We start from the raw sequence: 12,584 nt of genomic DNA, 5'->3' as shown, positions 1-12,584 counted from the left end.
GTTGATGATCGACCCCGAGGTCCTCGCCCGAGCCGTTGCTGCTGTTCAGCAGGCCAGCGGCGACGAGGTGATCGCGGAGATGTTCCGGCGCTCGATGGCCGGCAACCTGCCCGCGGTCGCCGAGCAGTTGCCGGACGGGACGACGTTCGTGCTCACCGGCGACATCCCGGCGATGTGGCTGCGCGATTCCGCGGCCCAGATGCGCCCGTACCTGCTGCTGTGCAAGGACGATCCGGGCCTGCAGGACACGCTTATCGGCGTACTGCACCGGCAGCTTGAGTACGTCGTACTGGACCCGTATGCGAATGCCTTCAACAAGGAGGCGAACGGCTGGGGCCATGTCACCGACCAGACCGAGATGTCGCCGTGGGTGTGGGAGCGCAAGTACGAGATCGACTCGCTGTGCTTCCCCCTCGAGCTGGCGTACCGGCTGTGGCGGATCACCGGCCGGGCGGACGTGATCGACGAACGGTTCCGTGCGGCGGCGGAGGCGATCGTCGAACTGTGGACTGTGGAGCAGGATCACGAGGCGAGGTCGCCGTACCGGTTCCAGCGGCTCGACGACCGGCCGTCGGACACGCTCGTGCGCGAGGGACGTGGGCGGTTGACGCGGCCGACCGGGATGTCGTGGAGCGCGTTCCGGCCGAGCGATGACGCGACCGAGTTGGGCTTCAATGTGCCGGGCAACATGTTCGCGTCGGTGGTGCTCGGGTATCTGCAGGAAATCGCGACCGAAGTACTGCGGGACTCGGAGCTGGCTGATCGTGCGAAGGCGCTGAAGGCGGACATCGACGACGGCATCGCGCGGCACGGGGTTGTGGATCATCCCGTGCATGGGCAGGTGTACGCGTACGAGGTGGACGGGTTGGGGGAGGCGTTGCTGATGGACGACGCGAACATGCCCAGCCTGTTGTCGATCCCGCTGACCGGATACGCGGCGGCGGACGACCCGACGTACCTTGCGACGCGGAAGCTGTTGTTGAGCCCGGAGAACCCGTACTACTACAGCGGGACGCATGCGGCTGGGATCGGTAGTCCGCACACGCCGCCGCGGTACATCTGGCACATAGCGCTTGCTGTGCAAGGCATCTCGAGCACGTCGCCCGAGGAACGCCAGCGGCTATTGGAGCTGTTGCGCGACACAACCGGCGGCACCGGCCAGATGCACGAAGGCTTCGACGTCGACGACCCCTCGCAGTACACCCGAGAATGGTTCTCCTGGGCCAACGCCATGTTCTGCGAACTAGCCCTGGTCCACGCCGGCATCAAAAGCTAAACGGACACCGCTCCGCGGCGGCTGTCTTGTTGGCCGCCGCAGCGCGCTGGTTTCAGCCGGCGTTCGGCTCGCGCTCGGGTGTTTTGAGGGATTAGGTGACGTCCCGACGGCGGGTGGTCCAGAGGGCTAAGGACGCGAAGAGGGCGCAGTAGGCGAAGAGGGTTAGTAGGGCTCGGGTGCCGCCTACCGCGTCGCGGACTCCGGGTGGGGCGTCGGAGGCGGCCATGCCGGTGACTGAGAAGACCAGCGAGCCGGCGTTGGTGCCGGGGAGGGTGTTGGTCAGCCATTTCAGGCCGGGCAAGAGACTGCTGACGACTCCGGCCAGGAGCGTCTCGATGCCCAGGATCCAGACGACGCCTAGACCGATCGGTAGAGCTACGTTGCGGAAGGCAACGGCTAGTACTGCGCCGGCCAGGCACCAGGTCATGAGGACGAGCCAGCCGCCGGCTAGACCTTGGAGGAGGGCGCCGATGCTGGGCCAAGTCATCGAATCGCTCTCGGCGGCGGCGATGCCGACACTGCACAACGCACAGGCGACGAAGATGCCGAGAACCCAGAGAGCGATCATCGTGCCTAGGGCAAGGAACTGTGCGCCGAGGATCGTGCCGCGGCGTGGGCGTTGGGTGAGGACGGTCTTCAGCGTTCCCCAGGTGTACTCGCCACCGATCACGATCGCGCCAAGGACAAGCGCCAGAGCGCCGGCGAAGATCGGATAGCCGCCGATCGTGTTGTCGATGACGCGTTCGGGAAGCATGCCGCGGAGAACCTCGGCGCGCGGTACGCCGTCGGTCGACGGGGTCTCGTCGCCGGTGGTGTAGGCAAGGTAGGGCAGCAAGTAGCCGAAGATCAGACTCAGCACCAACCCGGCGCCGAACAGCACCCAGACCGCGGAGCGTTTGCGGAGTTTGAGCAGCTCCGCCCGGTAGCTACCCAACATCGGCCTTCTCCTCGGTGGTGAGCTCGAAGAAGATGTCCTCGAGCGCTCGTTCGGTCATGTGCAGTTCGGAGACGGCGATCCCGGCGCCGACCAGCACGCTGTTCACCTCGGCCGCCCGGCTCGGATCCACGGCCACCCGGAGCGTGTCGTCGTACTGGTGCACGGTGCCGAAACGGGTGAGGATCGCTTGCGCCTGGTCCTTCGGGTCGGCGCGGACGACCAGTTCCTGTTCGCCGCGGAGTTCGTTGACGTTGTGCTCGGCAACCATCCGGCCGGAGTTGATGATGCCCACCCGATCGCAGATCTGCTGCACCTCGCCGAGCAGGTGGCTGGACAGCAGTACGGTCCGGCCGCCGGTGCCGAGCTCGCGGATCAGCCGGCGCATGTCGCGCATCCCGGCCGGGTCGAGCCCGTTGGTCGGCTCGTCGAGGATCACCAGCTCCGGATCCTTCAACAGCGCGGCCGCGACCCCGAGCCGCTGCTTCATCCCCAGGGAGTACGTCGAGAACCGGTCCTTGGCGCGATCGGCCAGGTCGACGAGCTCGAGTACTTCGTCGATCCGCCGGCGCGAGACCCCGGCGTACTCGGCCAGCAGCCGCAGATTGTCCAAGCCCGACAGGTACGGATAGAACGCCGGCGACTCGATCATCGACCCGGTCCGTCCGAGTACGTCGGTCTGCCCGGGCTTCCCGCCCAGCACGCGTACGTCGCCACTCGTCGGCGCGATCAGCCCGGTCAGGATCCGGAGCGTGGTGGTCTTCCCTGCGCCGTTCGGTCCGAGGAATCCGTAGACCTCGCCCGGCAGCACTGTCAGATCGACACCATCGACCGCGAGGGTGTCGCCGTACCTCTTCGTCAGTCCACTGACCTCAACTAGCGCATCCATTCCTAGAGCGTGGCGGTCGACCCCGCCATACCGCGTCGCCTCGGGGGAGTGACCGCACCTACCCCGAACGGAGTACTCAGGTGCTCGGGCTGGACTCCAACCGGTGCACGTTTCCCGCGGCGAGTGCGTCGGCGACGTGGTCGACCCCGCTCCGGATCAGCTCACCGTAGCCGCCCTCAGGTAGACGAGAGAGCTGCTCCCGCGCGGCCTTCAGGTGCTCGTGCGCCAACGCGGGCTGAGCGAGCCGACGGTAGTCGTCGGCGAGATTGAGATGCAGCGACGACAACCACTGGTCGTCCTCGACTGCCTCCAGCGCGCGCAGGTCCCAAGCCAACTCGTCCTCGGTTTCGTCCTGGACGTCGGCCAGGTAATGCGCGATCGCGCATCGCGTCTGACGATCGTCGACCGCCTCCCACAGTGCGATGAGCTGAGTGCGGGCCGCGTCACGATCGCCGGCCTGGCCGACCGACACGGCGGCCATGATCTCCTCGAGGTGCATCATGCGAGCAGCCTCGGGCTTCGAGTAGCTCGAAGGTCAACCCAGCCAGCCGGGACGGACCAGCCCGGTCTGGTACGCGACGACAACCAGTTGCGCGCGGTCGCGGACGCCGAGCTTGATCATCGCGCGGCTGACGTGCGTCTTCGCTGTCGCCGGACTGAGTACGAGCCGCTCAGCGATCTCGTCGTTCGACAGGCCCTCGCCGACAAGTGCGACGATCTCCTTCTCGCGTTCTGTGAGTACGTCGAGTTCCTTGCTCGCATGTGGCTGCCGGCTGCGTGACGCGAACTCGGCCACCAGCCGCCGCGTGACGCCGGGGGAGAGGAGCGCGTCGCCGCGAGCGACCACCCGGACGGCCTGCAGCAGCTCGACCGGCTCGGTGTCCTTCACCAGGAACCCGCTCGCTCCGACCCGCAGCGCCTCGAAGACGTACTCGTCCAGGTCGAACGTCGTCAGGATCACCACGTGTACGTCGGCCAGCTCGGGGTCGGCGCCGATCTGCCGCGTCGCCTCAAGGCCGTCTGTCCCGGGCATCCGGATGTCCATCAGCACGACGTCTGGCTTCTCGGCGCGCGCGACCGTGACCGCCTCGGCGCCGTCGGCGACCTCACCGACCACCGTGATGTCGTCCTCGGCGTTCAGCAACGACCGGAAGCCCGCCCGCACCAAGGCCTGATCATCCGCCAGCAGCACTCTGATCATGCGCTGGAGCTTATGCGAGCCCGGCGTCATGGGCGAGGAGGGCGATCTGGGTGCGGTTGCCGAGCTCCAGCTTGGTGAGGATGTGGGAGATGTGCGCCTTGACCGTGGCAAGGCTCATGAACAGCTCGGCGCCGATCTGTGCGTTCGCCTTGCCCTGCGCGACCGCCAGCATCACGTCGTACTCACGAGGTGAGAGCAGTTGGAGTTTCTTCTGCGCGATCGTGTGGGCGTCGGCCTGCGTGGCAGCTCGGTCCATCAGCCGGCGGGTGATGGCCGGCGACAAGATGGGATCGCCGGCCGCGACCCGTCGTACGGCCTCGACGATCTGGGCGGGCGGGGTGTCCTTGAGCAGGAACCCGCTCGCCCCGGCGCGTAGCGCGTGCAGCACGTTCTCGTCGGTGTCGAAGGTTGTGAGTACGACGACCTCGGGCGGATTCGTCCGGGCCCGCAGCCGCCGGGTCGCGACGATGCCATCCACGCGGGGCATCCGCAGATCCATCAGCACGATGTCGGGGAAGTGCGCGTCGACCGCGGCCGGTACTTCGTCACCGTCGGCGGCCTGACCCACTACCGAGATCCCGTTCGTCCCGTCGAGCATCATCTCCAGGCTGGCCCGGACCAGCGCGTCGTCGTCCACGACGAGCACGCGGATCGGCGTCGCTGCGGTTTCGGTCATGTGGGCCACGGTAGCGAGGCCTCGAGCCGGAAGCCGCCACCGGGCATCTGCCCGTGGTCCAGCGTCCCGCCGGCCAGCTGCACGCGCTCGGTCAGTCCCACCAGGCCGGTCCCGCTTCCGGGTGTCACGGTAATCCCGTTCGAGGCCGGGTTGGTCAGCTGGATCCGCAAGCCGTCGCCCGGCCGCCCGTCCACCGTGACTGTCACGGGTCGCCCGGCGGCGTGTTTACGTGCGTTGGTCAGTCCCTCCTGCACGATCCGGTACGCCGTCCGACCTGTTGCCGGGGGCAACGAGGTGGGATCCGTGACGTGATCTTCGTAGGCGACTGTCGTACCTGCCTCGCGCGACTCGTCGACCAGTGCACGGACGTCGCTGAAGGTGGGTTGCGGCCGTCCCTCGTAGACATCCTCGTCGCGGAGGACGTTGATGACCTCGCGCAGCTCGTCGAGCGCCTGGTGTACGCCGGTGCGGATCACGCCGGCCGCCTTCGCGAGGCGCTCAGGTGACGAGTCGGGGCGGTACTCGAGCGCGCCGGCGTACGTCGCGAGCAGGGACAGGCGATGCGCGAGTACGTCGTGCATCTCGCGGGCCATCTTCGTGCGTTCGAGGGTGCGGGCTTCGGCGATCCGGCGGCCCTGCTCGGCCTCAGCGCGATCGGCGCGCTCACGCAGCGACTCCAGCAGTTGGCGACGGGCTTGAGCGGCTTGGCCCCAACCGAGCAGAGCCGCGTGTACGACGACGTCCAGAACGGCGAACCAGAGGTACGGGAGTCCGCTGATCGGTTGCCAGAGGCCCTGGATCAGGTGTGCGACGGTGCCCGCGGTCGCGACCAGAAGCGCCGTACGGAAGGGGCGGCGGAGGGCGACGGTCAGCGTGCCGACGGTCGACGGCGGCGTAGCGGCGGGGGATAAGACGGCGAGTACGGCGAGTGCGATCGCGCCCTGCACCGGGCGGCGGATCAGCAGCGGGATCACCGCAACGGACAGGATCCCGACCGTGATGTCGAGCACCAAGAACTTCCGGTGCTCCGGATCCGACCATCGTCCGACGATCGTCGCGGCGACCATCGCGGCGACCAACCCCAACGCCACCAGCCCGACCACCCGGCCCGACCTCCGCGGCACACACAACTCCTCCATGCCGCCGAGACTAAGCGGCCCGCCACCCTCGCCACCACCGACCAAAGTCGAACCGACCCCGGCCGCCTGACCGATGCCGCCGTCACCTCGGGTCCCGCACTGTGTTCGCACCAACCTCGCCAAGGGAGCCACAATGCCAACCTCGAAAGACCCCACCGCTCAGGCCGTACCCCTCCTAGCTGCATCGGTGCCAGGTCCGCGGCGCGTTCCCGGACGTAGCCGGCTCGCCGTGGTCGCGGTCGCTGCAGCCGCGGCTCTTGCCGGCTGGGCAATCCTGGGCCCGCTCGCCGGTCTCACCCTGACCGCACGGCAGGGCGGCATCCAGCACATCGGCGCGGCAGCGGTCCTCGCCGCCACCATCGTGGTCGCCTTCGCCGGCTGGGGCCTGCTGGCCATCCTCGAACGCCGCACCGCACGAGCCCGCGACACCTGGACCGTCATCGCGGCGATCGTCTGCGTTCTGTCCCTCGGCAGCCCGCTCACCAACGGCATCGGCCTCGGGGCCAAGCTCGGCCTGGCCTCACTCCACCTGATCGTCGGCGTGACCGTGATCCTCGGCCTGCGCCGTACCGCGGTCTCTGCCGCCGAACGGTGCTAGCTGCGCCGCCTGGTAGAACCCCCGGATGTGCGCGGTCACCAACGAGGCCGCGCGCTCCGGCTCTCCACCCCGCACGGCGGCCAGGATCCCGCGATGCTCGTCCCGTAATCCGACCGCCACCGCTTCCCAGTCCGGCAGATTGGGTACGGCGGCCAGCACGTACCCGTGAATCGCCGACCGCAACGAAGCCATCACCGCCGCGATCAACACGTTCCCGGCCAGCCCCGACAGCGCGACGTGGAACTCCGCGTCGAGCAGATGGAACTGCTCCGGCGACAACCCCGTGTCGTCCATCCGATCCAGCAGCCCCTCCGCCACCTTCAGCTCATCCGCCCCCAGTTCACGCTCCGCGGCCTCCCGCGCCGACCACGACTCGAGCAGCAGACGCGTCTGCACGACGTCTCCCATCGGCAGGTGATTCGTTGCCAGATGCAACCGAAGTACGGCGGTCAGCGGCGACACCGGCTCCGCCACGATCACCGCACCCGCCTCCGGACCGGACCCCGTCGCCGTCCGCACCACCCCCATCGCCTCGAGCACCCGGACCGCCTCGCGCACCGACGGCCGGCTGATCCCGAGCTGCTCGGCCAGCGTCCGCTCCCCGGGCAGCCGCCCGCCGATGCGCAGCCGCCCCGCGGCCAGATCGGCCTCCACCCGGTGCAGGACCAGCTCGTAGTTCTTCATGTGGACGAGCCTACCGGTGTGGTCGGACCACAGGGTAGGGTGTGGTCCGACCACAGATTGAGCCGGGAGTTGTGATGACCGATCGCCAGATGCCCAAATGGTCCGAGCTGAAGCCGCTGCTACGGCCGAAGCCGATCACGGTGAACGCCACCGAGCGGCGGCTGGAGAAGGCCCTGACGATCGCGGACCTGCGCGCGATCGCGAAACGCCGTACGCCACGCTCGGTCTTCGACTACACCGATGGCGCCGCCGAGGCCGAGATCAGCCTGCGCCGAGCCCGCCGGCTGTTCGCGGAGATGGAGCTGCAGCCGTCGATCCTGCGCGACGTCTCCGAGATCGACCTCGGTACGTCGATCCTCGGCGGCCGTTCCGAGCTGCCCTTCGCGTTCGCGCCGACCGGGTTCACCCGGATGATGAACCACGAGGGCGAGAGCGCGGTCGTGAAGGTCGCCGAGCAGATCGGCATCCCGTACGCGCTGTCGACGATGGGCACCACATCGATCGAGGACGTCGCGGCCGCCGCACCGGACGCGCGCAAGTGGTTCCAGCTGTACGTGTGGAAGGACCGCGAGGCCGGCGAGGATCTGGTGAAGCGCTCGGCCGCGGCCGGATACGAGGCGTTGATGCTGACCGTCGACGTACCGGTCGCCGGCGCTCGCCTTCGCGACGTACGCAACGGCTTCACGATCCCGCCGTCGCTTACCGCGAAGACGGTCCTGGACGCGTCGCTGCACCCCGCCTGGTGGGCCAACCTGCTCACCACGCGGCCACTCACCTTCGCCTCGCTGTCCACCTGGGACGGCACGGTCGCCGAGCTTCTCGACAAGCTCTTCGACCCGACCATGACGATCGACGACCTCAACTGGCTCCGCTCGATCTGGGACGGCCCGCTGATCGTGAAGGGCATCCAGACCGTCGCGGATGCACGCCGGGTGGTCGACGCCGGCGCGGACGCGGTCGTGCTGTCCAACCACGGCGGTCGTCAGCTCGACCGGGCGCCGACACCGCTGCGCATCCTCCCCGACGTACGCAAGGCGATCGGCACCGACGCCGAGATCTACCTGGACACCGGCATCATGTCCGGCGCGGACATCGTCGCGGCGATCGCGCTCGGCGCCGACGCCTGCCTGGTCGGTCGCGCCTACCTGTACGGCCTGATGGCCGGCGGCCAGCGCGGCGTCGCCCGCGCCGCGGAGATCCTCACCAAGGAGGTACGCCGCACGATGGCCCTACTCGGCGTCTCGAGCGTGGCCGACCTCAACCCGTCCCACGTCCGCCTCCCGTAACACCAGCCGGAACGCCGAAGCACCACCGCTCGGGAGACTGTTGCTTGCGGCAAGCGCCTGCAGCTGGTTGTACGCCGTACGCCCGCCTGACCTAGAGCGGGAGGGTCGCCGTGATGCGCAGGCCGCCGGATGGCGTTCGGCTGGTGGAGAGGGTGCCGCCGAGCGCGGTCGCCCGTTCGCGCATGCCGCCGATGCCGTTGCCTTCCTTCGGCGGTGCGCTGAGGGATTGGCCGTCGTCGTCGATCTGCAGCACGAGCGCCTGTTCGCCGTACTGGATCCGGACGGTCGCCGACGTGGCCTTCGCGTGGCGTACGACGTTCGTCAGCGACTCCTGGATGATGCGGAATGCCGCGCGATCGAGCCCGGTCGGTAGTGGACGCGGTTCGCCGTGGACGATGCGGTGCACCTCGAGGCCGGCTCGCGACGTACGAGCGATCAGGTGGTCGAGATGGTCGAGACCGGCGACCGGTTGGCGGGGCGCGGATTCGTCGGACTGCCGCAGGATGCCGACGATCGAGCGGAGTTCCACCAAGGCTTCTTTACTGGCGTCTTTGATCGCGGCGAGCGCCGGCTCGGCCCGCTCGGGCTGCCGGTCGACCAGGTGGAGTGCGGTCGACGCCTGCACGTTGATGAGCGAGATGTGGTGGGCGACGACGTCGTGGAGCTCCTGCGCGATCCGCAGCCTCTCCTCGCCGGCGCGCCGCAGTTCCTCCTCCTTGCGGGTGCGAGCTGCGGCGTTGACGCGGTCGCGGTGTGCCCGGAACAGCTCGGCGAGGAAGCCGAGGACGACGAAGCAGGTGCCGACCAGGAGAGTCTGGTACAGGCCGAGTTCGCTGAGCCCGAGGATCAAGCGTCCGCCGACATGGCCGAGGTACAGCGCGGCCAGCGCCGACCAGCCGGAGACCCGGTAGCCGAGCCGGATCGTGGTGAACACGGCGATGATGAACGCGAAGATCATCGGGCCGTACGCGTACCCCATCAGCATGTAGACGAGGGTCGACCCGACTGTTGCCCACAGCACCGGTCTCGGATGGGTCCGGAGCCAGTACAACGACAGCGATCCGATCAGGATCAGCAGCACCATGAACCAGTCCGGCCGGCGGCTGTCCGGCTCACCGTGCACCGCCGCGCCGATCGAGCCGCCGACCGCGATGATCGAGACGATCACGGGCAGGCCGATCCGCCGCGCCCAGTACCCGACGCCGGGCGCGGTGATCGGCTCAGTCGTGCTCACAGTACGAAACCGTAGAGGCCCGCGGGCCGGGTGTCATCGGCGCCACGGAGTACTTCGGCCTGCTCCTGCTGCGGTAGTTCAGTACTTGACCTTGTAGATCGATTCCTCGTACTGCGGGCCGTAGTGCCGGTCGAGCGTCTCGAGGTCGTCGTCCGGACGCTCCAGGGTCTGGGAGATGACCGCGCGGCGCGGCAGGGCGTCCGGGTTCCAGGTCTCGGGCTTCCAGAGCTTCGAACGCATGAACGACTTCGAGCAGTGATGGAAGATCTGCTCGATCTCGACCAGCAGCGCCAGCTGGGGACGGTTGCCCTTGACGATCATGTCGTCGAAGAACGGCGCTTCCCTGACGATCCGGGCGCGGCCGTTGATCCGCAGGGTGTCGGTGCGGCCGGGGACGAAGTAGATCAGGCCGACGTGCGGGTTGCTGAGGATGTTCGCGAAGCCGTCGACGCGGCGGTTGCCGGCCCGGTCCGGGATGGCGATCGTCGAACGGTCCAGCACCTTGGTGAACCCGACCGGGTCGCCCTTGGGGGACACGTCGCAATTGCCGTCGGCGTCGGAGGTGGCGATCAGGCAGAACGGGGAGGCATCGAGCCACTGCAGATCCAGGTCGTGGAGCTCCGTGCGCTCCTTGCCCGCGGCTGCTGCCAGCGGCGGCGGAACGAGCTCGCGCAGCTCGTCGTACGACGTGATCTCGACCAGTCCGGGAATCTCCATCAGGCGACGTTCTCCTCTACCAGCGACGGCGTGGCGTCCTCCTTGACGGCCCTCGTCCGCGCAGCCCATCGTACGGCGGGACCAGTTGCGCAACTGGTCCCCAGGAACAGGGCACCGATGACGATCCAGCCGATCGGACCCGAGCCGAGGATCACCGTGGTGAGCAGCGCGGGGCCGAGCATCCTGGCGATAGCGGGGCCGGTGCCGAAGAAGCCTTGGTACTGCCCCTGCTTGTCGGCAGGGGCGAGTCCGAAGCTGATTTCCCAGGCGCCGGACGCGAGCTTCATCTCGCCGACGGTCAGCAGCGCGGCGGCGATCACCAGGATTCCCGCGGTGACTGCCGGGGTCAGATGGGCGGCGGTCGTGGCGAACACGCCGCAGGCGGCCAGCATCGCCAGTCCGGCGTACCGGACGGATCGGGCGGCGGTGCGGAGGTCCTTGACGCGCTTGGCGATGTGGACCTGGAAGAACGTGACGCCGAGCGTGTTCACGATCATCAGCGAGGCGACGACCCAGCTCGGCGCGCTCGTCCGGGTGACGATCCACAGCGGGCCGACGAGGCTGATCAGCGGCATGAAGAGCAGCATGATCGCGTTGAGCAGCGCGAGGACGGCGTACGGACGGTCGTGCAGGACGGCGAGGCGGGGTTCGCCTGTGACCCGGATCGTGGTCGCGATCGACGGCACCCGGCGGATGAGAGCGGCGGCGATCAGGAAGCTGAGCGCGTCGATCGCGAAGACCGTCAGGTACGCCGGTTCGGTGTCGAAGCGGAGCGCGATACCGCCGAGGAGCGCGCCGACGGCGAGACCGGCGTTGACCGTGGACTGCAGGAAGGCGCGGATGCGGGTGCGTTCAGCCGGCTGCACCAGGCCTGCGAGGAGCGCTTGGCGAGCCGCTGTGAGTCCGGTCTGGCTGCAGGCGTACACGATGGCCGCGATCAGGAATCCGGCGAAGCTCCGGACGAACAGGAATGCTCCGACCCCGCTGGCGGTCATGAGCGCCAGGAGTACGGCGGTGCCGCGCGATCCACGCCGATCAGCGAGGTTGCCCAGCGGGACGCCGGTCAGGAAACCCACGAGCCACGCGATGGTCAGCCCGAGGCCGACCTCCGCGGTCGACAGGCCGACCACCCGGGTGAAGAACAACGCCGAGGTGACGACGAACGCGCCGTCGCCGACCGAGTTGGCCAACTGCGCCATCGCCAGGTCCCGCGGCGCTCCGGCCGGGGGAAGCATCTGCCCAAGTCTGCTGCTCATGACTTGAGCCTAGGGATTCAGCGGCCCAGCAGGCAGGTCCACTCTGACTGTGGAATGTTGGGCCACTTTGGTCTGTGGACAACCCTGATCCGGGGGTGGAATCGCGGCACTTTCTAGGTATGAGCTTCCTCGACCTGACACCCACCTGGACCGACCAACCCCTCACCGACCCACGAGTTGCCGCCGACGTCGTAGACCTGATGCTCACCCTCGGCGACCGCCACCGAGGCACCTTCGCAGTCATCCTCTGCGACCCCGACGACCACTACCGCGCCACCATCACCGTCGACCTCCCATCGGAATTCGACCGCCTGACCCCGCCCCCAGACACCCACACGCTCTGCTCGACGGCCCTCAATCCAATCGTCACAGCCATCCAAACGGCCCCCAATACACCGCTGATCCTCGCCCTAGGCCGCCCAGGCCCCACTCACTCACCCGTCGCAGACCGCGACTGGGCCACCGCCGGCAGGGCCATCTGCCAAGCCGCTAACCTCCGCCTCCTCAGCTTCCACATAGCCACCCCCGAAGGCATCTACCAGCCCCTCACCACCCACCCGCCGACCAACCTCCCCATCACCAACCCGGCCGCGGCCTGACCCGCCCACCCGCCACACCGCTCGACCACCCACCCCGCCGTACTGCGAGTGCCGCCGGGTGCCGCCGTACTACGTACGCCCGCCCCCGCCGCACT

General features: G+C 68.4%; 14 protein-coding genes. 4 read left to right on the top strand and 10 right to left on the bottom strand.

Going from position 1 to position 12,584, the window contains the following annotated elements:
* Positions 1-4 precede the first annotated feature (4 nt).
* Positions 5-1,276: a glycoside hydrolase family 125 protein gene (locus AB0J62_RS15980; RefSeq protein WP_363870291.1), complete on the top strand. Its 1,272-nt coding sequence runs from the start codon at positions 5-7 to the stop codon at positions 1,274-1,276.
* A 91-nt stretch (positions 1,277-1,367) separates the two neighbouring features.
* On the opposite strand, the gene AB0J62_RS15975 is transcribed toward AB0J62_RS15980, so the two are convergent.
* From AB0J62_RS15975 to AB0J62_RS15950, 6 genes are all read right to left on the bottom strand, one after another.
* Positions 1,368-2,213, bottom strand: coding sequence for an ABC transporter permease (locus AB0J62_RS15975; RefSeq protein WP_363870288.1), 846 nt, complete (start codon positions 2,211-2,213; stop codon positions 1,368-1,370).
* Positions 2,203-3,099 carry an ABC transporter ATP-binding protein gene (locus AB0J62_RS15970; protein WP_363870284.1) on the bottom strand — a complete coding sequence of 299 codons (897 nt, stop codon included), beginning with the start codon at positions 3,097-3,099 and terminating at the stop codon, positions 2,203-2,205. The genes AB0J62_RS15975 and AB0J62_RS15970 overlap by 11 nt, the downstream gene beginning before the upstream one ends.
* Before the next feature lie 76 nt (positions 3,100-3,175).
* A complete protein-coding gene (locus AB0J62_RS15965; RefSeq protein WP_363870281.1) occupies positions 3,176-3,601 on the bottom strand; it encodes a hypothetical protein in 426 nt (141 codons plus the stop codon).
* A 33-nt stretch (positions 3,602-3,634) separates the two neighbouring features.
* Positions 3,635-4,300: a response regulator transcription factor gene (locus tag AB0J62_RS15960; RefSeq protein WP_363870278.1), complete on the bottom strand. Its 666-nt coding sequence runs from the start codon at positions 4,298-4,300 to the stop codon at positions 3,635-3,637.
* 10 nt (positions 4,301-4,310) lie between these two features.
* The gene (locus AB0J62_RS15955) at positions 4,311-4,976 is read right to left on the bottom strand and encodes a response regulator transcription factor (RefSeq protein WP_363870275.1); all 666 of its coding nucleotides are present in this window, start codon (positions 4,974-4,976) and stop codon (positions 4,311-4,313) included.
* Complete coding sequence (locus tag AB0J62_RS15950; RefSeq protein WP_363870272.1) at positions 4,973-6,115, bottom strand: histidine kinase; 1,143 nt, start codon at positions 6,113-6,115, stop codon at positions 4,973-4,975. Before AB0J62_RS15950 ends, AB0J62_RS15955 begins: the two co-directional genes overlap by 4 nt.
* A 133-nt stretch (positions 6,116-6,248) precedes the next feature.
* On the opposite strand from AB0J62_RS15950, the gene AB0J62_RS15945 reads away from it, so the two are divergent.
* Complete coding sequence (locus AB0J62_RS15945; protein ID WP_363870270.1) at positions 6,249-6,713, top strand: DUF6069 family protein; 465 nt, start codon at positions 6,249-6,251, stop codon at positions 6,711-6,713.
* Here AB0J62_RS15945 and AB0J62_RS15940 read toward each other — a convergent pair.
* A complete protein-coding gene (locus tag AB0J62_RS15940) occupies positions 6,636-7,397 on the bottom strand; it encodes an FCD domain-containing protein (protein WP_363870267.1) in 762 nt (253 codons plus the stop codon). The two genes, AB0J62_RS15945 and AB0J62_RS15940, sit on opposite strands and share 78 nt — an antisense overlap.
* Positions 7,398-7,471: 74 nt before the next feature.
* Here AB0J62_RS15940 and AB0J62_RS15935 point away from each other — a divergent pair, with 74 nt between their 5' ends.
* Complete coding sequence (locus AB0J62_RS15935) at positions 7,472-8,683, top strand: alpha-hydroxy acid oxidase (protein ID WP_134102486.1); 1,212 nt, start codon at positions 7,472-7,474, stop codon at positions 8,681-8,683.
* A gap of 91 nt (positions 8,684-8,774) precedes the next feature.
* On the opposite strand, the gene AB0J62_RS15930 is transcribed toward AB0J62_RS15935, so the two are convergent.
* The 3 genes from AB0J62_RS15930 to AB0J62_RS15920 all read right to left on the bottom strand — a co-directional run bounded on the left by AB0J62_RS15930 (position 8,775) and on the right by AB0J62_RS15920 (position 11,890).
* The gene (locus AB0J62_RS15930) at positions 8,775-9,917 is read right to left on the bottom strand and encodes a sensor histidine kinase (protein ID WP_363870263.1); all 1,143 of its coding nucleotides are present in this window, start codon (positions 9,915-9,917) and stop codon (positions 8,775-8,777) included.
* A 78-nt stretch (positions 9,918-9,995) separates the two neighbouring features.
* Entirely contained in the window at positions 9,996-10,634 is a 639-nt protein-coding gene (locus AB0J62_RS15925) for a pyridoxamine 5'-phosphate oxidase family protein (RefSeq protein ID WP_363870260.1), read from the bottom strand.
* On the bottom strand, positions 10,634-11,890 hold the full coding sequence (locus AB0J62_RS15920) for an MFS transporter (RefSeq protein WP_363870257.1): 1,257 nt from the start codon (positions 11,888-11,890) through the stop codon (positions 10,634-10,636). The genes AB0J62_RS15925 and AB0J62_RS15920 overlap by 1 nt, the downstream gene beginning before the upstream one ends.
* A gap of 119 nt (positions 11,891-12,009) precedes the next feature.
* Here AB0J62_RS15920 and AB0J62_RS15915 point away from each other — a divergent pair, with 119 nt between their 5' ends.
* Positions 12,010-12,489, top strand: coding sequence for a hypothetical protein (locus AB0J62_RS15915; protein WP_363870254.1), 480 nt, complete (start codon positions 12,010-12,012; stop codon positions 12,487-12,489).
* The last annotated feature ends 95 nt before the right edge of the window (positions 12,490-12,584 follow it).

This window comes from Kribbella sp. NPDC049584 (assembly GCF_040675555.1).
Taxonomy (GTDB): domain Bacteria; phylum Actinomycetota; class Actinomycetes; order Propionibacteriales; family Kribbellaceae; genus Kribbella.
The sequence above is the reverse complement of the archived record's forward strand: the minus strand, read 5'-3'. Positions and strand labels throughout refer to the sequence as shown.